Annotated in this window: 18 protein-coding genes; 12 read left to right on the forward strand and 6 right to left on the reverse strand. The window is 56.9% G+C overall.

The annotated features are described in order from the left end of the window. Nucleotides 1-189 precede the first annotated feature (189 nt). The 7 genes from D0C27_RS13450 (at nt 190) to D0C27_RS13480 (ending at nt 10,729) form a co-directional block, all read left to right on the forward strand. On the forward strand, nt 190-1,941 hold the full coding sequence (locus tag D0C27_RS13450) for a ShlB/FhaC/HecB family hemolysin secretion/activation protein (RefSeq protein WP_240688255.1): 1,752 nt from the start codon (nt 190-192) through the stop codon (nt 1,939-1,941). A 338-nt stretch (nt 1,942-2,279) separates the two neighbouring features. After that, nucleotides 2,280-4,004, forward strand: a complete 1,725-nt coding sequence (locus tag D0C27_RS13455) for a collagen-like triple helix repeat-containing protein (protein WP_240688256.1) — start codon at nt 2,280-2,282, stop codon at nt 4,002-4,004. Then, on the forward strand, nt 4,001-4,591 hold the full coding sequence (locus tag D0C27_RS13460) for a MarR family winged helix-turn-helix transcriptional regulator (RefSeq protein ID WP_226348979.1): 591 nt from the start codon (nt 4,001-4,003) through the stop codon (nt 4,589-4,591). Before D0C27_RS13455 ends, D0C27_RS13460 begins: the two co-directional genes overlap by 4 nt. 232 nt (nt 4,592-4,823) lie before the next feature. After that, nucleotides 4,824-6,758 carry a collagen-like triple helix repeat-containing protein gene (locus D0C27_RS13465; RefSeq protein ID WP_137431154.1) on the forward strand — a complete coding sequence of 645 codons (1,935 nt, stop codon included), beginning with the start codon at nt 4,824-4,826 and terminating at the stop codon, nt 6,756-6,758. Between the two features lie 105 nt (nt 6,759-6,863). Further along, complete coding sequence (locus D0C27_RS13470) at nt 6,864-7,178, forward strand: hypothetical protein (protein ID WP_137431155.1); 315 nt, start codon at nt 6,864-6,866, stop codon at nt 7,176-7,178. A gap of 12 nt (nt 7,179-7,190) precedes the next feature. Further along, entirely contained in the window at nt 7,191-7,718 is a 528-nt protein-coding gene (locus D0C27_RS13475; RefSeq protein ID WP_137431156.1) for a MarR family winged helix-turn-helix transcriptional regulator, read from the forward strand. A gap of 170 nt (nt 7,719-7,888) precedes the next feature. Beyond that, nucleotides 7,889-10,729 (forward strand): M16 family metallopeptidase, encoded by a 2,841-nt coding sequence (locus tag D0C27_RS13480; RefSeq protein ID WP_137431157.1) that lies wholly within the window; start codon nt 7,889-7,891, stop codon nt 10,727-10,729. Between the two features lie 115 nt (nt 10,730-10,844). On the opposite strand, the gene dnaJ is transcribed toward D0C27_RS13480, so the two are convergent. The 5 genes from dnaJ to hrcA form a co-directional block, all read right to left on the reverse strand. Then, nucleotides 10,845-11,978, reverse strand: coding sequence for a molecular chaperone DnaJ (dnaJ, locus tag D0C27_RS13485; RefSeq protein ID WP_137431158.1), 1,134 nt, complete (start codon nt 11,976-11,978; stop codon nt 10,845-10,847). Nucleotides 11,979-12,080: 102 nt separating this feature from the next. Further along, on the reverse strand, nt 12,081-14,006 hold the full coding sequence (dnaK, locus tag D0C27_RS13490) for a molecular chaperone DnaK (RefSeq protein ID WP_035272098.1): 1,926 nt from the start codon (nt 14,004-14,006) through the stop codon (nt 12,081-12,083). 185 nt (nt 14,007-14,191) lie between these two features. Beyond that, nucleotides 14,192-14,782 (reverse strand): nucleotide exchange factor GrpE, encoded by a 591-nt coding sequence (gene grpE, locus D0C27_RS13495; protein ID WP_137431159.1) that lies wholly within the window; start codon nt 14,780-14,782, stop codon nt 14,192-14,194. 116 nt (nt 14,783-14,898) lie between these two features. Then, on the reverse strand, nt 14,899-15,984 hold the full coding sequence (gene hemH / locus D0C27_RS13500; RefSeq protein ID WP_035272097.1) for a ferrochelatase: 1,086 nt from the start codon (nt 15,982-15,984) through the stop codon (nt 14,899-14,901). Nucleotides 15,985-16,047: 63 nt separating this feature from the next. Next, nucleotides 16,048-17,061 carry a heat-inducible transcriptional repressor HrcA gene (gene hrcA, locus D0C27_RS13505; protein WP_009459549.1) on the reverse strand — a complete coding sequence of 338 codons (1,014 nt, stop codon included), beginning with the start codon at nt 17,059-17,061 and terminating at the stop codon, nt 16,048-16,050. 127 nt (nt 17,062-17,188) lie between these two features. On the opposite strand from hrcA, the gene D0C27_RS13510 reads away from it, so the two are divergent. Beyond that, entirely contained in the window at nt 17,189-18,088 is a 900-nt protein-coding gene (locus tag D0C27_RS13510) for an NAD kinase (protein ID WP_009459550.1), read from the forward strand. Nucleotides 18,089-18,094: 6 nt separating this feature from the next. Further along, entirely contained in the window at nt 18,095-19,744 is a 1,650-nt protein-coding gene (recN, locus tag D0C27_RS13515) for a DNA repair protein RecN (protein ID WP_060186393.1), read from the forward strand. Nucleotides 19,745-19,919: 175 nt separating this feature from the next. On the opposite strand, the gene fur is transcribed toward recN, so the two are convergent. Then, nucleotides 19,920-20,375 (reverse strand): ferric iron uptake transcriptional regulator, encoded by a 456-nt coding sequence (fur, locus tag D0C27_RS13520; protein WP_035272094.1) that lies wholly within the window; start codon nt 20,373-20,375, stop codon nt 19,920-19,922. A gap of 113 nt (nt 20,376-20,488) precedes the next feature. On the opposite strand from fur, the gene D0C27_RS13525 reads away from it, so the two are divergent. The 3 genes from D0C27_RS13525 to D0C27_RS13535 all read left to right on the forward strand — a co-directional run bounded on the left by D0C27_RS13525 (nt 20,489) and on the right by D0C27_RS13535 (nt 23,094). After that, entirely contained in the window at nt 20,489-20,989 is a 501-nt protein-coding gene (locus tag D0C27_RS13525; protein ID WP_196784070.1) for an outer membrane protein assembly factor BamE, read from the forward strand. Nucleotides 20,990-21,014: 25 nt separating this feature from the next. Then, nucleotides 21,015-21,806, forward strand: coding sequence for a 4-hydroxy-tetrahydrodipicolinate reductase (dapB, locus tag D0C27_RS13530; RefSeq protein WP_026483245.1), 792 nt, complete (start codon nt 21,015-21,017; stop codon nt 21,804-21,806). Nucleotides 21,807-22,275: 469 nt separating this feature from the next. Then, nucleotides 22,276-23,094: a sterol desaturase family protein gene (locus tag D0C27_RS13535; protein WP_009459555.1), complete on the forward strand. Its 819-nt coding sequence runs from the start codon at nt 22,276-22,278 to the stop codon at nt 23,092-23,094. The last annotated feature ends 6 nt before the right edge of the window (nt 23,095-23,100 follow it).

The following is a 23,100-nucleotide window of genomic DNA, read 5'->3' on the forward strand; positions in this document are numbered from 1 at the left end:
CATACAAGACTGTTTGCTAACGAGCTAAATCAGGGCTATTTTTTTTACGTTTCAAAATGTAATAGTTAAAGTGTTTTAAAGCACTAAGAGGAAATACCCTGCTCTCAAACAGCAAAAAGTGACAGCGAAGTTAAACTACGGCACAGTAGAAAAAAGCGCCCGATTTACAGCGAATAATGATTAATGAATATGAATCCCAAGCATCACTTGTCACTGGCCTTCCTTAGAAAAAAAAATCCCAGCCTGATTGTGAGCTTGGGATTATTTATGGGGCTGGCCGCTACTGGTTCAGTAAGTTGGGCGGACGCCCCCTTGCGGGGGAACCCGGTCGACTCTTTGCCGCCCATTAATGCACCGGCCCCCAGCACGCGTGCGCCATCTCTAAACATTCCGCCCGCTGCCGCCCAGACTCAATTGCAGCAGCAACTACAGCTGCAAGTGGTGGTGCGCAGCTTTGATGTCAGCGGCAGTCGCAGCATTCCTTTTGAACAGATCACCGCGATTCTGGAACCGCTGGCCGGTAAAACGCTTAGCATTGCCCAGCTGATCAACGAGGTGAACAAGATCACCGCCCTGTATCAGCAGCAGGGCTACCCCCTGTCTTTTGCCATCTTGCAGCAACAGGACTTTGCACAAGGACACATCAAAGTCACAGTGGTGGAAGGGCATGTAGGCAGTGTTCGTATTGAAGGCGATCCAGGTCGCAGCCAGGCTCGCATCGAGCGTATCGCCAAAGCCATGATGGATGAAAAGCCGCTTACCCAGCGCACGCTGGAGCGCACCATGAATCTGCTGCGCACCGTTCCGGGCCTGAAAATAGATCCCAAGCTGGACATGCCCGTACGTACTGATGGCGCCTCCGAGCTGGTCATCAATGCACAGCACAAATCTTTCAGCGCAAATGCCAGTGTGGCGGAAATGGGCTCCAGCAAACAGGCTCTGGTGCAGTTAAGCGCCAATAGCCTGACGCCTTTGGGCGAAGAGCTGAAGCTGACTGCCGCCATCCCCACCAGCTCTGAGGACGTGAAGTACGTCAGCGGCAACCTGACCATTCCCCTGACCGGTAATGGCTTGAATCTGGAGATTGATGGCTATCACTACCGTTCCAAGCCGCGTGATGAAGTTCTGGAAAGCCAGGGCTGGAACCGCAAGGTCATCAACGAACGTATCGGGGCGGCAATCAGCTATCCCTTTATTTTGAACAATCAACGCAGTCTGAAAGGCACGGCAGGTTTTTATGCCAGTCGCTCCCTGGACGACTACACCCACAAGACGCTGGACAATGTCTGGATCGAGAACACCACCGACGTACGCGCCCTGAAGGCTGAGTTGCGCTATACCGATGCCTCGCAGCGTCAATCTCGCGAGGTCAATCTGGGGGTCTACAAGGGTCTGGATGCCATGGGCGCCCGCAAGTCTCTGAACACCTACTTGCAACGTGACGCCGAGTCCGATCTGGACTTGGACTTCACCCGCTGGACCGCCTCTTTCAAGCAGAATCTGGCCTTGCCAGGGCAATTTGGCATGAGCTTTTCGGCCAGCGGCCAGTACAGCTCGAACGTCCTGCCAAACTCCGAACAGGTTTCTTTTGGTGCCTGGCGACATGGCTATGGCTATCCGCAAGGCGAGCTGGCTGGCGACAAAGGCATAGGCGCCACGCTGGAAATCAATCGACGCTTTACGAACTCCTCCACCTGGCTCAACAACATTCAACCCTATATTGCCTATGACTGGGCACGCGCCTGGTACAACCTGGAGCGACTGAACAGCTATAACAATCGACGCCTGCGTTCCGCTGCCATTGGTGTACGGCTGTCCAATAACAAACACTATCTGTTTGACATCAACGTCGCCAAACCGCTGGGCGATTTGCCGGTTAACTCCGACAAACGCAAAGTACGCTTGAACACCAACTTTCTGTTCTTCTACGACGGTTTTTAGCAGGCATCCTGCCGGTACCCTTACTGCCGATTTTTCCCCAAGGCCATCGCAAGATGGCCTTTTTTGTTTTCCATTTCGGCAGATTCCGGCCTCAGGTGTTACGAAAAACGTTACGTAACAGGAACGGAACACCCCACAAAAACAGCCCTAAACACGCTCACACCGACCCTGTTTTTTGATGAAATCCTGATCCACAAAAACCAGAAAAACTCACAACACACTGATTAACAACAATAAAAATAAAACACAACAACAAAAACAGAACTTGGCACGCTACTTGCTTCATGTCTATCAACAGCCCTTGAAGGGCGTGCTTACACTTCAAATCGGAGTCAGACATGAAAGCAAGGAATTCAGCAAGAAACGCCTCGGTACACCGCAACTTGCAACGTGCCGTTGTCGCTACATTGGTCATCAGCGCCGCCGTTCTGGCCGGTTGCTCCTCGCGCGGCGGTGTTCGCGACGGCCTGGATGTGTCGGTTCGCCCCCCTGTTGTTGACCCTAACCTGCCCAAGCCCGGTGACGGCGGTACCGGCGGTGGCGACAACGGCGGCGGCAATAACGGCGGAAACAACGGCGGTGGCAAGGACACTAGCCTGACCCAAAATGCACTGGGCAATCTGGGCCAGGCTGTCGACAACGTAGTGCCTTTGAACCTGAGCAAAACAGGCAATCAACTGGGCAAAACGCTGGATGGCGCGCTCAAACCCGTTACCAATATCGTGACGGATGCCACACGCACCGTCGGTGGTGTGACCGGACTGGGACAGCCCGTCAACGGCTTGACTACTCAAGTCGGCGGTGTAGTGACCAATCTGGGCGATCAACTGGGCAAAACCGGCCTGCCCCTGAACCTGGGTGAGGGTGCGGGCGGTCTGCTGTCCCACTTGGGTCAAGCCGTGGGTTCGGTCGGCGGCTTGCTGGTCAACGATCCCAAGAACCCCAATCCACTGGGCAACACCTTGCACCACGCCACCAAAGGCATAGAAGTGCTGACCGGCTCCTTGCTGGGAGAAGGCAGCCTGCTGCATCCATTGACAGCGCAGCTAGGCCTGGGGGGTATCTTGCTGGCAGAGGGGGGAGAACCTGTCCTGCAGCCTGCACTGGGCAATATCGGACAAACCGTAGATAACATTCTGCCACTGGGGCTGAACCCGATTCTGGGTGATGTGGGCGGTGCTTTGGACAACACGGTAGCGCCTGTGGTTGCCACCGTCACCAATGTGACCCAACAAGTGGGTGATGGCCTGGGCGTTGGCCGACCCATCAACGCCTTGCTCGGTGGTGTTGGCAGCGCTTTGGGTAATGTGGGCAGCCAACTGGACAATGCAGCACCTCTGGGGCTGGGCGGTGTGGTAGGCCATTTGGGTCAGGCCGTCGCCTCGGTGGGTGGTGTACTGCACAAGACTGATGCAAATACCAACCCCCTGGGTAATACCTTGAATCACGCCACCCAGGCCGTCGCCTCCCTGACGGGCGGACTGGGCGGTATCACAGGTGGAGAAGGTGGTGGCTTGCTGGCACCCGTTACCGGGCTGTTAGGTGGTGTGGGTGGCGGCGATGGTGCTAGCGGTGGATTGCTGGCCCCTGTCACCAGCTTGGTCGGTGGACTAACTGGTGGCTTGGCTGGCGGCGACGGCGCGAGCGGCGGCTTGCTCTCCCCTGTCACCAATCTGGTCGGTGGATTAACTGGTGGCTTGAGTGGCGGTGACGGCGCGGCCGGCGGCCTGCTCTCTCCCGTCACCAATCTGGTGGGCGGTTTGACTGGTGGCCTGACGGGTGGTGATGCCTCCAACGGTGGCTTGCTGGCTCCTGTCACGGGTCTTGTGGGTGGCATCACAGGCAGTGTTTCGATCGGTGGTGGCGCAGCAGCGGAAGGTCAGGCTGGTGGTGGATTGCTGGCACCCGTTACCGGTTTGGTCGGTGGTCTCGTCGGTGGCCTGACAGGTGGCGTCAACGTACAGGCAAACGCTGGCGCAGCCGGCGGCGAACAAGCCAATGGTGGTTTGCTGTCCCCGGTAACTGGTCTGCTCGGTGGCTTGCTGGGAGGTGGCCGGAAATGATGAATAAAGTCATGAACCCGGTCAGTTTGCCAGTGAGCTTTCATCCTGGCGCCCAAGGCGCCGGGGCTCGCTCCAACTGGTCCTCACACAGCGATGAGCAAAGCATGTTGTCAGAAAAGATGTTGATGGATCTGGGCAAAATGCTGGGCCGTCAGTTCACCATCTACGCAGAAGCCCTGAAAGCCAGCTTGGCCGAAGAAGCGAATATCCCCTTGAATGATTTCAAAGCACTGGAATACATCATGGAATTCGATGCATTGCCTACAGGTCAGTTGGCTCATTTGATGGACTTGAGTGCCAGCGGTGTCAGCGCCCTGATCAACCGTCTGGAACACAGGGGCTACATTACCCGCGGCCGCCACCCCCTGGACAAGCGTGTGATTGCCTTGCATCCGGTAATGGACAAATGCCGTGAAGTCCTGGCTGTGAAGGAACGTGCTATCAACCAGGCGATCAACACGGCAGCGAATCAAAACCCTGCCCAGCTGATTGCCATGTACGACTTTCTGGTCGACAGCATGAGCACCTTCAGGCAAAACACCAAAGCCTGGCTGGATGCCAAGGCCCTGGTGCCACGAGCCTCCTGAGCACCCTGCTCAGCCCCTTCGGAACCGCTGCTTGTCAGCGGTTCTTTTTTTGTTACGTAACACGTTCCGCCCAGCCCCTAAAACCCGTAACAAATAGCCCTCTTTTTTTCCTCTACTTTTCGCCAAACCCAGCTTACATGCGGCCTGCAGGCAAGCCAATAAATTGGCACGTGAATTGCTTAACTAGACTCAGGAAGCAAGCAAGTCCCCCGATCATTTATTGGAGCAAGCAATGCATAAAAATACAGACAGCAAGAAACCAGGCCTGCGCCTGACACTCCTGGCCACCCTGATGGCCAGCACTTTAGCGCTGACTGCCTGCGGCAGTTTATCCGGTGGTGGCAGTAGTGGCAGCGGTGGCGGCGGATCGGAAACCCCCACCAATCCAGGCCCAGGCACTGGTGGCGGTGATAACGGCGGTGGCGACAACGGCGGCGGTGACAACGGCGGCGGCGACAACGGCGGCGGTGACAACGGCGGTGGCGATAACGGCGGCGGCGATAACGGCGGCGGTGATAACGGCGGTGGCGATAACGGCGGCGGCGACAACGGCGGCGGTGACAACGGCGGCGGTGATAACGGCGGTGGCGATAACGGTGGCAATCCCCCCACTCGCACGCCAGGCCCGCTGGAGACCACTCTGAATAATGTCGGTGAAGCCGTCGACAATGTCCTGCCAGTCGGCTTGCAAGATACCGGCGGCAAACTGGGCAAAACACTGGATACCGTAGTCGCTCCTATCGTGGACACCGCAACTGGCCTGACTCAACAAATTGGTGGCGCAACCGGCCTGGGCCAGCCCATCAATGGACTGACACAGCAAGTTGGCGGCGTTGTAACCAACTTGGGCGAGCAGCTGGGTAACAGCGGCCTGCCCCTGAATCTGGGCCAGGGTGTTGGTGGCTTGCTGAGCGGTCTGGGTAATGCCGTAGGCAGCGCAGGTGGCCTGCTTCATGCTGACGCCAACAACCCTAACCCACTGACAGCCGTACTGGGCCATGCAACCGGCGGTGTTGCTGCACTGACAGACTCCCTGCTGGGTGAAGGCAGCCTGCTGTATCCCCTGACAGGACAACTGGGACTGGGCGGCTTGCTCAATGGCGCTGATGCCGCCCCTATCCTCGAACCTGCTTTGGCAAACGTAGGCCAGACAGTCGACAACATTTTGCCCATTGGCTTGAACCCCATCCTGGGTAATGTCGGCGAGACTCTGGACACCGTAGTCGCTCCTGTTGGCGCCACAGTCACCCACGTCACTCAACAAGTGGGTGATGGTCTGGGTGTTGGCCAGCCTATCAATGCTTTGCTGGGTGGTGTAGGCAGCGCCCTGAGCAATGTGGGCACTCAGATTGATGGCGCAACTCCTCTGGGTCTGGGCGGCACCGTCAACCACTTGGGCCAGGCTGTTGCCTCGGTCGGTGGCCTCTTGCATAAAACAGAGACCAATACAAACCCACTGGGCAACACCCTGAATCACGCTACACAAGCTGTCGCCTCCTTAACTGGCGGGCTGACGGGTAATGGGGAAGGCGGCCTGCTCTCGCCAGTAACCGGCTTGCTCGGCGGACTGACTGGCGGCTTGGGCGGTGGTGATGCAGCCAACGGCGGCTTGCTGGCCCCTGTGACCGGCCTGCTCGGAGGTTTGACGGGTGGCCTGGGTGGTGACGATGCAGCCAACGGTGGCCTGCTGGCTCCCGTGACGGGCCTGGTCGGGGGTTTGGTCGGCGGCCTGGGCGGCGGTGATGCAGCCAACGGCGGCTTGTTGGCACCCGTGACAGGCCTGGTCGGTGGTTTGACTGGCGGCCTGGGTGGTGGCGATGCAGCTAACGGTGGCCTGCTGGCTCCCGTAACAGGCCTGGTCGGTGGTTTGGTCGGCGGCCTGGGTGGCGGTGATGCAGCCAATGGCGGCTTGCTGGCACCCGTAACGGGTCTGGTCGGTGGTTTGACAGGTGGCCTGGCAGGCGGTGACGCCGCTAATGGCGGTCTGCTGGCTCCTGTGACCGGCCTGGTCGGCGGGCTCCTGGGCGGCGGTGCAACTGTTTCCGTAGATGTCAGCGCCTCGGGTAACGTCAACGCGGGTGGTGGGGCGGCTGCGGGCACCAACAATGGCGGGCTGCTCGCCCCGGTAACCGGACTGCTTGGTGGCTTGCTGGGCGGCCCTCGCTAAGCATAGAGATGGGGCGGAGTACGCCCCATCCCTTAACCCCAGGCTCCCCCTCAGTTCTGCCTGAAATGGCTGAGCAATCCTGATCACTAGAAGATGGAGTAAGTCATGACTAGAAAGACTCGTTTTGCATCCAGCGGGATCATTTTGCTCAGCCTGACAGTCGACACTACGAGTATCGAGCGCTGGAAAGCGCGCATTCTCGATGCAATAAGTATGGGTAGCATCATCAAAAACGATGAAATTGAAGGAGCATTTGACACAGCTGGACACGGCGTCACTATCCTGGGCAATGGTCTGCTTAGCCCACCCGCAGCCGTGACCGAGACTCCTACCGACAACACAGTCACCGTCAACAATACCGGTCTGCTAGGCCCCGTCACGGGTCTGGTTAACGGTTTGCTGGGTGCTCCCCCGCGCTAAGGATATATGCGTATGCCCAATAAACAGCCCCTGACAACGGAATGGACTGAGCCAGCAGCAAGGGATGGGGTTTTGTCAGGGCATATGCAAAACGACATTGTGCGCATGATGCTGCGCCAGTTTGATGTCTACCTGGAAGCCAACAAGCACCAATTGGCACAAGCAGCCGGTTTGAGCCTGAATGAATACAAGGCATTGGAATTTGTGCTGGAGCTCAAGCCCCTGTCTCCTGGCAAGCTGGCCCAGCTCTTGGACCTGAGCCCCAGTGGCACGCAAGCCCTGATCACTCGTCTGGAAAGCGCTGGCTATTTGCTACGCAAACCGCACCCGCGCGACGGACGCATGACCAGCCTGTATCCCAACGCAGAACGCTGCAAGCGCCTGATTGCCGATATGGATCGGCCCGCACATTACATTATGGAAGCCACGGCACATTACAACGCCAAGCAATTAAGTGCGCTATACGACTTTCTCTCCAAGAGCATTGGCCACCTGCGCCAAGATGCATTGGAAAGGCTGAAACACAAACCTAACCAGTAGCAGCATTGTTTTCTTGCTGTTTTGCCCACCAGTACCCCTGGTGGGCTTTTTTTCGATGGTGCAGGACATTTGCGAGAGAAGTCGCCTACCCAGCCAAACGGCCCCATGCTACAAAAGACACTGGTCGGCTTGGCTGGCTTTTTCATCGCTAAAACCGTAAGGATGTGTTCATGAAACTCTCTGTACTGATTGCCGCCCTGCGCCTGCGCCATCTTGCAGGGGCTGCGCTGCTGTCCACTTCGCTGGCAGCCTATGCCCTACCCGCAGGTCTGGCCCAAGGCCCCTCTGTCGAAGGCGTCACTCAATACACGCTGGACAATGGCTTGCGCCTTGTTCTGGCCCCAGACGATTCCAAACCTACGACCACCGTCAACATGACCTACCTGGTCGGCTCGCGACACGAGAACTATGGGCAAACCGGCATGGCTCACCTTCTGGAGCATATGCTGTTTCGCGGCACCCCCACCTTGCGCAATGCGCTGGGAGAGTTTTCCAAACGTGGTCTGGAAGCCAACGGCACCACCTCCAGCGACCGTACCAATTACTTTGCCAGCTTCGCCGCTGATCCCGAGACCCTGAAATGGTATCTGGACTGGCAAGCCGACGTGATGGTCAACGCTCTAATCGACAAGCAGGATCTGGAAGCGGAAATGCCCGTGGTGCGCAATGAAATGGAAAGCGGTGAAAACAGCCCTTTCCGTGTTCTGATGCAAAAGCTGACAGCCGCTGCGTACCAATGGCATAGCTACGGCAAGACCACGATTGGCGCCCGCTCCGACGTCGAAAACGTGGATATTGAACAACTGCGCAAGTTCTACCACGACTACTATCAGCCCGATAATGCGGTGCTGTTTGTGACCGGGCAGTTCGACACCGATCAGACTCTGGAGCACATTGCCAAGGCCTTTGGCTCCATACCAAAACCGACTCGCACGCTGCGCCCCGAATACACGGTTGAACCCGTGCAAGACGGTACCCGCACAGTCACCTTGCGCCGTCACGGTGGTGCGCCCCTGATCATGTCGCTGTACCACCTGCCCAGCGCTGCCAGCCCGGAATACATGGACTTGAGCCTGGGCATCAGCGCCTTGGGCGACACCCCCAGCGGACAGTTGTACAAGAATCTGGTCAACAAGAACCTGGCCACCAGCGTATTCAGCTTTGATTCCGAAAGCCACGATCCAGGCTACGCCCTGTTTGGTGCGGAGCTGAAACCTGATATGGATCAGCAAAAGGCCTTGAAGGTCATGAATGACACGCTGGAAGGCCTGGCCAAATCCCCGTTGAAAGATACGGACCTGGAGCGCATCCGCAGCCAGTGGATGACGGGCTGGACACAAACTTATGCCAACCCCTCCAGTCTGGCCAGCGCGTTATCCGAAGCCGCGGCCAGCGGCGACTGGCGTTTGTTTTTCCTGCAGCGCGACCGGGTCGAAGCTGCCAAGCTGCCCCAAGTTCAAAAGGCGCTGGAAACCTGGCTGGTCGCCAGCAACCGCAGCAATGGCTTGTACATCCCCACAGAAAAACCGCTGCGAGCTCCTGAAGCCAGCACCGTTGATGTGGCCAAGCTGGTCCAGGACTACACCGGCAAGGATGGCGGCAAAACGGTAGAAGCCTTTGATCCTAGCCCTGCCAACATCATGGCTCGCACCGATCTGCAGCCCTTGTCCTTGGATAAGGATCTGGGCGAAGTGAAAATGGCCCTGCTGCCCAAGGGAACTCGTGCGGAACGCGTGGAGGCTCGCTTGTCCTTCAAGTTTGGTTCACCTGATCAGCTCAAGAACCAGACCGCTACCGCTGCAGCCGTCGCCAGCCTGCTGAGCACCGGCACCAAGAAACTGAACCGCGAACAGATTTCTGATCAGTTCACCGCCATGCAAACCCAGTTCAGCACCAGCGGCTCCAATGGTCGCTTGTACCTGAGCTTGTCCTCCAACCGCGAGAACCTGCCCAAAGCCATTGCTCTGGCGCTGGACGTGCTGCGCAATGCAAACTTCCCCGAGGACGAGCTGAAGAAATATCAGCAAGCCGTGGTCACCGATCTGAAATCGGCCAGCACTGAACCTGCTGCTTTGGCCAGCCAAGCGATTGAACGCTACACCAACCCATGGCCCAAAGACGATATCCGCTACACGCCCAGCTTTGAAGAAGGCATAGAGCGAGTCCAGGCGATTAACATCAAACAGGTGCGGGATTTCCATCAAAAATTCTACGGTACGGGTGATGTCGCCTTTAGTGCCGTGGGTGACTTTGACAAGGACGAGGTTCGCAAGGCGTTGGCCGATGGTTTGAAAGGCTGGCGCAAAGCCCCGACCTACCAGCGTCCGGACGATCCACTGCAGACCGTGGCTCCCAAGGTCTTTGACATCAACACGCCGGACAAGGCAAATGCTTTCTATCTGGCGGACCTGGGCCTGAAACTGCAAGACAGCGATGCGGACTTCCCGGCTGTCTATCTGGCCAACTATTTGCTGGGCCTGTCTGAAACCTCGCGCTTGTGGAACCGTGTGCGCGTAGAGGATGGCTTGTCCTACAACGTACGCAGCCAGGTGGATGCGTCCAGCTATGAACCCAAGGGTTCGTGGACGGTCTATGCCATTCACGCTCCCAGCAATAGCGATAAGTTGAGCAAGACTATCGACGAGGTCCTGGCCCAAACACTGAAAGATGGCTTTAGCGAGCAAGAGGTCAAGGAAGGTGTGAATGCCTTGCTGAACTACCGCCGCTTGTCGCGCAGCCAGGACACCGTGGTCAGCAGTGCGTGGTTGAATTACCTGGACCTGGGCCGCAGCTTTGAATGGTCCGAGAAAATGGACCAGGATCTGCAAAAGCTCAATGCGGAGCAAGTCAATGCGGTTTTGCGCAAATACCTGAAACCCAAGGAAATGGTCGTAGCGATTGCCGCTGACCATGAGCGTCAAAAGCAAGGCGCCTCCGCGCCAGCACCTGAAACCGCAGAACAGGCTCCGGTGACAGCGCCGGCTCCAGAGCCACTGGATGCCCAACCTTGATCAAGCCAGCAACCCCGCTTGCCTGAACGTTGAGCAGGCGTAAAAAAGCCCGGTACAAAAGTACCGGGCTTTTTACTTTCTACTTGGCGACTCCTTGCTGGAGCCCTGCCAGGATTCAGGAGAAGAAACCCTTCACCTTGTCCGTCCAGGATTCGCTTTTTGGCGAGTGCTTGACGCCACCATCGCTCAAGGCCTGTTCAAACTGACGCAGCAATTTCTTTTGCTCTTCGTTCAGACGTACAGGTGTCTCGATTTGAATGTGGCAGTACAAGTCACCGGGGTAGCTGGAACGCAAACCCTTGATACCCTTGCCACGCAAGCGGAAGGTCTTGCCCACTTGGGTGCCTTCAGGGATGGTGATTTCGCCACGCCCTGTCAGGGTAGGCACTTCCACCGTTCCGCCCAAGGCCGCCGTGGTAAAGGGGATGGTCAGTTCGCAATGCAGGTCCTCGCCATCACGCTGGAAAATACCGTGCGGCTTGATGCGGATTTCCACATACAAGTCACCGGCAGGACCACCGTTAACGCCAGGCTCACCATTGCCGCTGGAGCGAATGCGCATGCCATCATCAATACCGGCTGGAATCTTGACCTGCAAAGTCTTGGTCTTCTTGACCTTGCCTTCGCCGTGACACACCACGCAGGGATCAGGAATTTCCTTGCCGCTACCGTGACAGGTCGGGCAGGTTTGCTGCATGCTGAAAATGCCCTGCTGCATACGGACCGCGCCACTACCTTGGCAAGTGCGACAAGTCTGTGCAGAGGTACCGGGCTTGGCACCCGAACCCGAGCAGGTTTCGCAGTTTTCCCAGCTTGGTACACGAATTTCAGTATCAAAACCGGCTGCTGCCTGCTCCAGGCTGATATCCAGCGAATAGCGCAAGTCCGCGCCACGGTAAACCTGAGAGCCACCGCCACGACGTCCGCCGCCACCACCAAAGATTTCGCCAAATATATCGCCAAAGGCGTCTGCAAATCCGGCCCCGCCCATGCCGCCACCCATACCGCCCATGCCGGCATTGGGATCGACTCCGGCATGACCATAGCGGTCATAGGCTTCGCGTTTCTGTTCGTCGGACAGGATCTCGTAAGCTTCCTTGGCTTCCTTGAACTTTTCCTCGGCGTCCTTGCTATCCGGATTACGGTCAGGGTGGAACTTCATGGCCAGCTTGCGATACGCCTTGCGGATTTCATCCTGCGTCGCATTTTTGGCCACACCGAGAATTTCGTATAAATCGCGTTTTGCCATGTTTGATTAACGACGTCCAAACGCCGCTGTTTGAATAATAATGCCCGATCTCCAGCGTATGCCGCCAAAGATCGGGCCAGGGAACCTTATTCAGGCTCGCAATTACTGATCGCGTTTGACTTCTTTAAAGTCAGCGTCGACCACGTTCTCGTCGGCGGGCTGCTGGGCTGTGCCTTCAGCACCTTCTTGTGCTGCGGCTTGAGCCTGCATGTCGGCGTACATCTTCTCGCCCAGTTTCTGCGAGGCCACACCCAGTGCTTCCACCTTGGCGTCGATGGCTTCCTTATCGCCTTCTTTCAGAGTTTCCTCCAGATCAGCGATGGCCTTTTCGATGGCTTCTTTTTCTTCCGCTTCCAGCTTGTCGCCGTAGTCCGTCATGGACTTGCGGGTGGAGTGAATCAAAGCCTCGGCCTGGTTGCGTGCAACCGCCAGTTCAGCGATGCGGTGGTCTTCTGCTGCGTTGACCTCGGCATCTTTCACCATGCGCTCGATCTCCTCGTCGGACAAACCGGAGTTTGCCTTGATGGTGATCTTGTTCTCTTTGCCTGTGCCCTTGTCTTTGGCGGACACGTGCAAGATACCGTTGGCGTCGATGTCGAAGGTCACTTCAATCTGTGGCAGGCCACGTGCTGCTGGTGGAATGCCTTCCAGGTTGAACTCGCCCAGAGCCTTGTTACCGGCAGCGATTTCACGCTCGCCCTGGAACACCTTGATGGTCACAGCAGGCTGGTTATCGTCAGCCGTGGAGAACACTTGCGAGTGACGCGTAGGAATCGTGGTGTTCTTCTGGATCATCTTGGTCATGACGCCACCCAGGGTTTCAATACCCAGGGACAGAGGAGTCACGTCCAGCAACAAGACGTCAGTACGATCGCCGGACAACACGGAACCTTGAATGGCTGCACCAGCGGCAACAGCTTCGTCAGGGTTGATGTCTTTACGTGGGTCACGGCCAAAGAACTCTTTAACGCGCTCTTGCACCTTGGGCATACGGCTCATGCCGCCGACCAGGATCACGTCGTCGATTTCCGAAACCTTCACGCCAGCATCCTTGATGGCAACACGGCAAGGCTCGATCGTGCGTTCGATCAGGTCCTCGACCAGCGCTTCCAGCTTGGAGCGAGTGATCTTCAGGTTCAGGTGCTTGGGACCGGAAGCGTCTGCCGTGATGTAAGGCAGGTTGATTTCGGTCTGCTGCGTGGAAGACAGTTCGATCTTGGCTTTTTCAGCGGACTCTTTCAGGCGCTGCAAGGCCAGCACGTCTTTGGACAGATCAACGCCGCTTTCTTTCTTGAACTCGTCAATGATGTAGTCGATGATGCGCTTGTCAAAGTCTTCGCCACCCAGGAAGGTGTCACCGTTGGTGGAGAGCACTTCAAATTGCTTCTCACCGTCGATATCGGCGATTTCGATGATGGACACGTCAAACGTACCGCCACCCAAGTCGTACACAGCGATCTTGCGATCACCCTTGTCAGCCTTGTCCAGACCAAAAGCCAAAGCTGCGGCGGTAGGCTCGTTAATGATGCGCTTGACTTCCAGACCGGCAATGCGGCCTGCATCCTTGGTTGCCTGACGCTGGCTGTCGTTAAAGTAAGCAGGCACGGTAATCACGGCCTCGGTTACTTCTTCGCCCAGGTAGTCTTCGGCGGTTTTCTTCATTTTGCGCAAGATGTCGGCGGACACTTGCTGAGGTGCCATCTTCTTGCCTTGAGCTTCCACCCATGCGTCGCCGTTGTCGGCGGCAGTGATGGTGTAAGGCACGTGCTCGATGTCTGTCTGAACTGCCTTTTCAGTGAACTTACGACCGATCAAGCGCTTGACAGCGAAGATAGTGTTGGTGGGGTTGGTGACCGCCTGGCGTTTGGCAGGAGCGCCAACCAGGATTTCGCCATCCTGCATGTAAGCCACGATGGAAGGGGTCGTACGACCGCCTTCGGCATTTTCGATAATACGAACCTGGTCGCCATCCAACACCGATACACAGCTATTGGTGGTTCCAAGGTCAATACCAATGATTTTGCCCATGATTTTTTACCTGACTAAAAGATTGATTGCGAAAGCAAATTATTTGATGAAATGCATATGGGGAACTCTGCGTGCATTTCAAGAGCAATGGCCTTATTTTTTTACTGTGCAAGCGGCTGATCCGAAAAAGCAGTCAAAAACGCCTTGATTCCGGACAGCCTGCGCGCACAGACAGGCTGGCTCTATTACTTGGGGGCCGACACCATCACCAAGGCTGGACGCAGCACGCGATCCGAAATGGTGTAGCCCTTTTGCAGCAACTGAGCCACTACGCCTTCTTCAAACTCCGAAGGCACGGCCGAAATGGCTTGGTGCAGGTGCGGATCAAACTTGTCACCGGCTTGGGGAGCCACTTCTTTCAGGTTGTTGCGCTCAAAAGCCTTGTTCAGTTGACGCAAGGTAGTTTCCACGCCTTCTTTCCAGGCGTCCGTGCTTTGCTCGGTCTGGGCCAGAGCCGCTTCCAGGCTGTCACGCACGGGAATCAGGCTTTCAGCAAAGGACTCGGTGCCGAACTTGCGGGCTTTAGAGACATCATCCTCCGCACGGCGGCGAATGTTTTCCACCTCGGCCTTGGCACGCAGCAGCTGGTCGTAGTACTGCGACACTTTTTCCTGAGCCTGGGCCAATTCGGTGGCCAGATCAGCCGAACTTTCTTCGGGCTGCTGAGCCAAAATCTCTGGCTGCTCGTGCTCGGGGGTGCCCTGTTGTGCCTGTTCAGGCGTGTTTTCCGTCACTTCCCCGTCCAGAGGCTTATTGGGATCGGCATGTGTAGCCATTCGATGTATCTCCACTACAGAATTCGTTGATCGCATAAAAATGGGGGCATCTGCCCCCAGTTCAAGACCCGCCTGCATATTTTGCTGGCCAGTCCCTTGGAAAACGTCCAATACCGCTATCCGGCTGGCACCAGACGGCTGGGCAACCAGCCTCCCAAATGCTGCACGGCCAGCCGTCCCAGACCCTCAATCCATTGCGGATCGTCATTCAGGCAAGGTATGTAATGGAACTCGCGGCCACCTTCTTCCAGGAAAGCGTCGCGGCATTCCACCTGGATTTCTTCCAGCGTCTCCAGACAATCGGCCAGAAAACCGGGGCAGACGGCATCCACACGCCCCACGCCCTGCTTGCCCCATTCGCGCAAGGTGGGCTCGGTATAGGGTTCCAGCCAGCGCTGCGCACCAAAGCGACTTTGAAATGCCATATGCACTTCTACAGCAGGCTCATCCAGCGCCGCACGCAAGGCATCCGCCGTTTCACGGCAGTCACGGTAATAAGGGTCGCCCAGCTCCACGCAGCGGCGCGGCAAGCCGTGAAAGCTCAATAGCAGACGCTCTGGCTTGCCATGTTCATCCCAGTAGCGGCGTATCTGTGCCGCCAGCGGGCCAATGTAGTCCGGGTGCGTATGGTAACGCTTGAGGAAGCGCAGCTCAGGTTGATTGCGCTGTTTTCCAAGGTGCTCCGCCACGCAATCCACCGCCGTAGCCGTGGTGCTGGCTGCATACTGCGGATACAGGGGCAAGCTCAAGATTCGTTCGCAGCCCGCTGCTTTCAATTTATCCAGACCACTGGCAATGGAAGGGTTGCCATAACGCATACCCAGCTCCACCTTCACATCATGGCCTTGCGATTGCAGCAGCTCTTGCAGGCCATCGGCCTGTGCCTGGCTGTAGACCAGCAAGGGCGCGCCTTGTGGCAACCAGATATCCTTGTAGCGCGGTGCCAGCTTGCTGGGACGGCGCGGCAAAATGAACAGACGCAGAATAATCTGCCAGAGCGGCTGAGGGATTTCAATGACACGGGGATCTGACAGGAATTCCCCCAGGTAGCGGCGAATGGACGCAGCATCGGGCTGGTCCGGCGTGCCCAGATTGACCAGCAAGATACCGATGGGCCCGGCCTCGCGTACCGGAGCCTGATCATTGAACATATCGGCGTCCTGCGCTTCGGGCAAGTAAGGAGAAGCAAACAACTTGGGCATGATGATTAGTACGTTAGACAGCCAGATTGCCCTCAGCCCAACAGCAGGCCGAAGGTCCATCCCTTAACTGGCAGAGTGATGGCTCAGGGCATTGGACAATAGCCGGGCCGTAATGTCCACGATAGGAATCACACGATCATACGCCATCCGCGATGGCCCGATCACACCCAGCGTCCCCACGACCTTGCCATCCACGCCATACGGCGCGGTAATGACGGACACATCATCCAAAGGTAAAAGCTGCGAATCTCCGCCTATATAAATTTGCACGCCGTCGGCCTGACTGGAGACATCGAGCAAGTGCAGCAGATCGGTTTTCTTCTCGAACAAGGAAAACAGACGGCGCAAACGGTCCATGTCCGCCACCATCTCGGTCACGTTCAACAGCTTGCTTTCACCGGCGATGACCACCGCTTCTTCGCTATCGGGCTGATGGCTGCCCACATCCACCGCCTGTTGCATCAGGCGCGAAATGTCCGCCTGCAAGGAGCTGAGCTCCTGCGACAAGGCCAGCTTGACCGACTCGAAGGACATGCCCGAGAAATGCTGATTGAAAAAGTTGCTGGCCTCGACCAGCTCCTGCTCCAGATAGTCGCGCGGGACAAACAGGATGCGGTTTTGCACATCACCATCCGGCGTGACGATAATCAGCAACACCCGTTTGTCAGACAGGCGAATAAATTCAATCTGCCTGAAGGTCTGGGCTTTTTTCGGCGCCAGCACCACACCAGCAAACTGCGACAGATTCGACAGCAAGGAAGCGGCAGAACTGACCGCCCGGTTGGGCTCGTCAAAAGGCAGGTACTGGCTAAGGTTGCGTGCATCGGGCCGCTCGAAACGCTCGGCAGCCAGGAGGCGATCCACAAACAGGCGATAGCCTTTGGGCGTAGGAATGCGCCCCGCCGAGGTGTGGGGGCTATGAATCAGGCCCAGGCCTTCCAGCTCGGCCATCACATTACGAATCGTGGCCGGGGAAAAATCAAAAATGGTCGATAAGGTACGGGACCCTACCGGCTGACCATCGGCGATGTAACGCTCGATCAGCACCTTCAACAAGGCATTTGCTCTGTCATCCATGTCGCGTACGTCACTTAAAAACACCAGCTCTGCATGATAAAGGGGAGAATCTTACAGCCAAGCCTAGAGTGGCAACTCTATAATCCACTGATCGCCATTATTTCATCAATCATAAGGTTTTCGCCCCATGCATTTCAAAACGGTTGCCATTGTTGGCAGATACCAGGACTCCGGCTTGGATGCGCCCATCCGATCGCTGGCTAAAACCCTGGTCAACACTGGTTGCTCGGTGCTGCTTGAGGCCACAACCGCCCAGAATGCCGGTATTACCGAATTCCCCATCGGCGATTATGCCCAAATTGGCGAGCGCGCCGATCTGGCTATCGTGATGGGCGGGGATGGCACCATGATAGGCGCTGCGCGCGAATTAGCCCACAGCAAGGTTCCCCTGATCGGGATCAATCACGGCCGCCTGGGCTTCATTACCGACATTCCCCTGGATGACGCCAACGACGCCTTGCTGCGCGTGCTGAAAGGCGAATACGACATTGAAGAGCGCTCCATGCTGGAAGGCCGCGTGGTGCGTGACGGGCAAGTGCTGTATTCGGGCGTGGCCCTGAACGATGTGGTCATCAACCGTGCCGGGCGCGGCGGCATGATCGAGCTGCGTGTCGAGCTTGACGGCGTATTCATGTACCGCCAGCGCTCCGACGGCCTGATCATCTCCACCCCCACGGGCTCCACGGCCTATGCGCTGGCGGCCAGTGGTCCCTTGCTGCACCCTTCCCTGAAGGCATTTTTGCTGGTCCCCGTTGCTCCGCAAACCCTGTCGCACCGCCCTATCGTGCTACCCGACACAGGCACCCTGAACTTGACCATTACGGCTCTGGGCCGGGTGGAATCGGGTGGCAGCGTGCACTTTGACATGCAAACCTGGTCGGACTGTCAGCAGGGAGACCGCATTGACGTGCGTCGCTCCCAGGACACCATTCGCTTTATCCATCCCAAGGGCTACAGCTTTTTTTCCACCCTGCGTCAGAAGCTGGGCTGGAATCACATCCCTTTGCCTAACGACGAAAACGAATAAACCCCTATGCTCCGTACCCTGCACGTTCGAGACTTTGTGATCGTGGATCAAGCCACGATTGATTTCGACTCCGGCTTCACGGTTTTTTCCGGAGAGACCGGCGCTGGTAAATCCATTCTGATTGACGCGCTCTCCCTGGTGCTGGGGGCACGCGGCGATGCCAAAGCCATCCGCGAGGGCTGTCCGCGCACTGAAGTCAGCGCGCACTTCGATTGTGAACAAGACATTCAAAGCTGGCTGAGCGAGCGTGACTTCGATGTCGCGGACGAGTTGATCTTGCGTCGACTGATCGACCAGCAAGGTCGCAACCGCAGCTACATCAATGGCAGCGCTGCAACCCTGACTCAGTTGCGCGAACTGGGTGAATTGCTGGTGGATATTCACGGTCAGCACGCTCATCAAAGTCTGATGAACCCTCAAAGCCAATACGATCTGCTCGACAGCCAAGGCGGCCATTTACCCCTGGCGCGCCAAGTGGCGCAGTCCTGGCAGCAATTGAGCCAGGCACGCAAAGCCGTCGAACAGGCCAGTCAAAGTGCTGAGCAGGGCAAACGAGAGCAGGAGCGTCTGGAGTGGCAGATCAACGAGCTGTCCAGCCTGAATCTGCGTGCTGGTGAATGGGACCAGTTGCAACAGGAACACACCCGCCTGTCCCATGCCCAGGCCTTGATTGACGGCAGTGCCTTGGCCCTGACAGCTCTGGATGGCGAGGAAACCTCGGTACAGCAACTGCTGGGCAAAGCAAGCCACGAAATGAGCGCCCTGCTGCGCCATGACCCAAGCCTGCAAGCGATTGTGGATGCCTTGGAGTCGGCACAAATTGCCGTCACCGAAGCAGCTTCGGACTTGAACAGTTATCTAAGCGATATGGAGCTGGACCCCGAGCGTCTGGCGCAGGCAGAAGAACGGGTTTCTGCCATTTTCAGTGCCGCACGCAAGCTGAAAGTGGAGCCCGAAGAACTGCCCAGCCTGCTGGAAACCTGGCAGGAACAGCTGGCACAGCTGCAACAGTCTTTTGATCTGGAAGCCTTGCAAGCCAAGGCTCAGCAGGCTGAAAAGCAGTACCAGGAGCTAAGTAACAAGCTAAGTGCCGCAAGACGCAAAACCAGTGTGCAACTGAGCAAACAGGTCAGCCAGGCGATGCAGTCCATGGCCATGCAAGGCGGTCGCTTCGAGGTCGCCCTCACCGCTTGCACACCTCAGGTTCACGGCGCAGAGCAGGTGGAGTTTCTGGTGGCTGGTCACGAAGGGGTAACACCACGTCCGCTGGCCAAAGTGGCCTCGGGTGGTGAGCTGGCCCGAATTTCCCTGGCACTGTCTGTTATCGCCAGCCAGGCAGCCCGCGTGCCTACCTTGATTTTTGACGAGGTGGATACGGGTGTTGGTGGCGCGGTGGCCGAAGTGGTGGGACGCTTGCTGCAAGAGTTGGGGGCACGTCATCAGGTCTTGTGTGTGACCCACCTGCCCCAAGTGGCCGCCTGCGGCAACCATCATTTGAAGGTCGAGAAAACGACCGAGCAAGGTCAGACCTTTTCCTCTATCCGTCCTTTGACGCAAGACGAACGCGTGGACGAAATCGCCCGCATGCTGGGTGGTCTGGAAATTACACAAACAACGCGTGAACATGCGCGGGAAATGCTGGCACGTCAGCGTTAAGCAATTTTGAAACGCAAGCTAAACCACCAGCGCCGAAGCAGCTGGTGGTTTTTTTGTATCCAATCGTGAGGCCCTATGATCCGGATCTGATTGTTCTTTGAATTTTCAGGATGCCGCCCTGGCTATCCTGCCCCCAATCATCAGATCCCGCACCGGCGGACCCTCTACAAAGGGATTAACTGCGCAAGGTAGGCTTGGCCTGCTTGCCCGCTTCCGAGCACTTGGGGCAAATGCCGTACAGCAGCATGGTATGGCTCTCCAGCACAAAACCGTGGTCTTTGGCGACCTGGTGCTGGCGGGCTTCGATATTGCTGTCGGTAAACTCTTCCACAACGCCACAATTGGTGCAGATCAGGTGATCGTGGTGATCGCCATCATTCAGTTCAAAGACGGCTTTGCCGCCGTCAAACTGGCTGCGCACCAAAATGCCGGCTTGCTCGAACTGGGTCAACACACGGTAGACCGTGGCCAAACCAATATCGACTTCTTCGGCAATAAGCAGGCGGTATACGTCTTCAGCGCTCAGGTGGCGTTGACCGTCCTGGTCGGAGCGGCGAAAAATATCCAGAATCTTCAGGCGCGGAAAAGTCGCCTTAAGCCCCATGTTCTTCAGTTCATTTTGATCGTTCATGGCTAAATTATCGCATCTTGATGGGGATGGATCTCAAGTCCGTCCTGGTTGAAAACCAGCTCGTCTTGAGGCGGTTCAATGCGCAATTCATGCGCTTTTTCCTAAACCCTTATATGATAACGATTTTATTCCTACTGGGGCATTTCGTGCAGAAGAAGGCCAATTCATTCACTCCTGTCATCCGCGCCATACTCGCAGCCAGCCTGGCTGCCGCCGCCCTGAGCGCTTGCGGATCCTCTAAATGGGGCTTCCCATACCGCGCCGACATTCAGCAGGGGAACTGGATCACTGCCGAGCAAGTGGCCCGCCTGCAATCGGGGATGACACGCGAACAGGTTCGTTACCTGCTGGGTTCGCCCACCTTGCAGGACATTTTCCACGCCGACCGTTGGGACTACCCTTACCTGAACAAGCCTGGCTACGGCAAGAGCGAGCAGCGCACCTTTACCGTCTGGTTTGAAGGCGACACTCTGGTTCGCTGGGAAGGCGACGAGCAACCTGACCGCCAGCCCTTCGAGCGCAGCGACACAGGCAAGAAACACACCCCGCCCCCCGCTGACGCCGACCAAGCCGCCCCAACACCCAGCGTGAGCGGCAACCAGCCCACGCTTTAAGCTTTACGTTAAGGACACTGGATACATGCGCATTGCCATTGCTGGCGCAGACGGCCGAATGGGCCGTATGCTGATTGAAGCTGTTTTGAACAGTACCGACCTGACACTGGCCGCGGCCTTGGACCACAGCGGCTCCAAAGCCATTGGTCAGGACGCAGGAGCCTTTCTGGGTAAAGACACAGGTATCAAAGTCACGGACGACCTGAACGCCCTGGCCCAGGCAGATTGCCTGATCGACTTCACCCGCCCTGAAGGCACCATGGCCCATCTGGACGCCTGCATGCAGCACGGCACCCGTCTGGTCATTGGCACTACCGGTTTTTCCGAAGCAGAGAAACAACAGATTCTGGCGGCTGGTCGCGAGATTGCCATTGTCTTCGCCCCGAACATGAGCGTAGGCGTCAATGCCACCCTGAAGTTGATTGAAATGGCGGCTGCCTTGCTGAACCAGGGCTACGACGCCGAGGTGTTTGAGGCCCACCACCGCAACAAGGTGGATGCGCCATCGGGGACAGCTCTGGCTATGGGCGAAGCCATTGCCAAAACCTGGGGTGAATCCCTGAACGATGTAGCCGACTGGGCCCGTCACGGCCACACCGGTGCCCGTCAGGATGGCCGCATTGGTTTCTCCGTCGTCCGTGGTGGCGACATTGTAGGCGACCACACCGTGTTTTTCTGCGGCGAAGGCGAGCGCATCGAAATCTCGCACCGCTCCAGCAGCCGTGCTGGCTATGCCAACGGCAGCCTGCGTGCAGCCCGTTTCCTGGGCGATAAAAACACTGGCCTGTACAACATGCAAGACGTGCTGGGCCTGTAAGTTCCTGACTTGCAAACGCTCTGACCAAAAGCCGGCTTTCGAGCCGGCTTTTTTTATCTTCGCTTAACAGAGCCTCCTCCTGTTGGCTACTTTCCGAAAGTGGCCACGCTGGATTGATCTGGCCAGCACCTATCCCTTTGCCTTTGTCCCTACTCTTTACCTTGCTTTGTCCTTCACTCGTCCTTTCCTCTCCTGCTCCAGCCTTGATCCAGTGTGTCCCGTCCTGCCCCTTCCCAACTCGCCTCATCACAAAAAAGCAGCTCCAAGCTCGCCAGTAAAACGGCAAAACCAGCCCTGAGCCCAGCCTGAAAAACTGCTCCACCAAACGCTGTGGCGGGTTCTCCCCTTAAGTCGCCCCCTTGTCACATTCCCTCCCCCCTGTTTTCCCTGCTTGACGCAGAAAAAAATATCACTAATATGTTAGTTGGATATTTAAAGAATAAACCTTTTCCCGCAGGAGACAACCGACATGATGAGCGAACGCCAACGCAAGTTCCGAGAGGACTACAAATCCAACATCAGCCCCGCCTACAACGGCATTGTTCACGTGGTAGTGACCTATATCGTGGGCTTGGCAGCGATTTACTACAGCATCACCCAGCTAGGCCCGGTAGGTTGGGAATGGCTGATTGTGATCCCCGTTTTTCTGGCGGGTAATTTTGTTGAATGGGCCATGCATCGTTATGTGATGCACCGACGCATCAACATCATTGGCTTGCGGGAAATCTACGAACGCCACACCCGCCAGCATCACCAGTACTTCACCGACAACGAAGCCACGATTGATTCCAGCAAGGAGTTCCGGATTGTGTTTTTCCCCTGGCGCGTTCTGGCCACGTTGGGGGTAGGCGGCGGGATTCTGGGCTGGCTGGCCGCAACCATCATCAACCCCAATGCAGGCTATTTTGTATTCATGACCATGGTGGCGCAGTACCTGGTGTACGAGGCCTTTCACTACTGCTGTCATGTGCATGAGAACAGCTTTGTACGCAATATGCCCTTCATCAACACCATTCGCCGCCACCATACCGCCCACCACAATCAGGGCATCATGATGAAGTACAACATGAACCTGACGTTCCCGATCGCCGACTGGGCCATGGGCACTACGGATCTACGTCGCGGTCTGCTTGGCCACCTGTTCAATGGCTATAGCGAAAAGCACGTCAAGGAAGAGCTCAAGCCCATTATTCGCCGTTTCCGTTTTGAAGATACCGGCGACACCACGGACGGCCCGGCCTTGAAAAAAGAAGAGGCCCACGCCCTGGAGCGTGGCCTGGCCAGCTAAGGCCCT

The organism is Alcaligenes faecalis, assembly GCF_005311025.1.
Lineage (GTDB): Bacteria > Pseudomonadota > Gammaproteobacteria > Burkholderiales > Burkholderiaceae_B > Alcaligenes > Alcaligenes phenolicus.

Coding starts and splice junctions, on each gene's coding strand:
- recN (WP_060186393.1), top strand. CDS start 18,095: ATGCTCCGTACCCTGCACGTTCGAGACTTTGTGATCGTGGATCAAGCC.
- dnaK (WP_035272098.1), bottom strand. CDS start 14,006: ATGGGCAAAATCATTGGTATTGACCTTGGAACCACCAATAGCTGTGTA.
- D0C27_RS13465 (WP_137431154.1), top strand. CDS start 4,824: ATGCATAAAAATACAGACAGCAAGAAACCAGGCCTGCGCCTGACACTC.
- D0C27_RS13535 (WP_009459555.1), top strand. CDS start 22,276: ATGATGAGCGAACGCCAACGCAAGTTCCGAGAGGACTACAAATCCAAC.
- D0C27_RS13525 (WP_196784070.1), top strand. CDS start 20,489: ATGATAACGATTTTATTCCTACTGGGGCATTTCGTGCAGAAGAAGGCC.
- fur (WP_035272094.1), bottom strand. CDS start 20,375: ATGAACGATCAAAATGAACTGAAGAACATGGGGCTTAAGGCGACTTTT.
- dapB (WP_026483245.1), top strand. CDS start 21,015: ATGCGCATTGCCATTGCTGGCGCAGACGGCCGAATGGGCCGTATGCTG.
- D0C27_RS13455 (WP_240688256.1), top strand. CDS start 2,280: ATGAAAGCAAGGAATTCAGCAAGAAACGCCTCGGTACACCGCAACTTG.
- dnaJ (WP_137431158.1), bottom strand. CDS start 11,978: ATGGCAAAACGCGATTTATACGAAATTCTCGGTGTGGCCAAAAATGCG.
- grpE (WP_137431159.1), bottom strand. CDS start 14,782: ATGGCTACACATGCCGATCCCAATAAGCCTCTGGACGGGGAAGTGACG.
- D0C27_RS13460 (WP_226348979.1), top strand. CDS start 4,001: ATGATGAATAAAGTCATGAACCCGGTCAGTTTGCCAGTGAGCTTTCAT.
- D0C27_RS13450 (WP_240688255.1), top strand. CDS start 190: ATGAATCCCAAGCATCACTTGTCACTGGCCTTCCTTAGAAAAAAAAAT.
- hrcA (WP_009459549.1), bottom strand. CDS start 17,061: ATGGATGACAGAGCAAATGCCTTGTTGAAGGTGCTGATCGAGCGTTAC.
- D0C27_RS13470 (WP_137431155.1), top strand. CDS start 6,864: ATGACTAGAAAGACTCGTTTTGCATCCAGCGGGATCATTTTGCTCAGC.
- D0C27_RS13480 (WP_137431157.1), top strand. CDS start 7,889: ATGAAACTCTCTGTACTGATTGCCGCCCTGCGCCTGCGCCATCTTGCA.
- D0C27_RS13475 (WP_137431156.1), top strand. CDS start 7,191: ATGCCCAATAAACAGCCCCTGACAACGGAATGGACTGAGCCAGCAGCA.
- hemH (WP_035272097.1), bottom strand. CDS start 15,984: ATGCCCAAGTTGTTTGCTTCTCCTTACTTGCCCGAAGCGCAGGACGCC.
- D0C27_RS13510 (WP_009459550.1), top strand. CDS start 17,189: ATGCATTTCAAAACGGTTGCCATTGTTGGCAGATACCAGGACTCCGGC.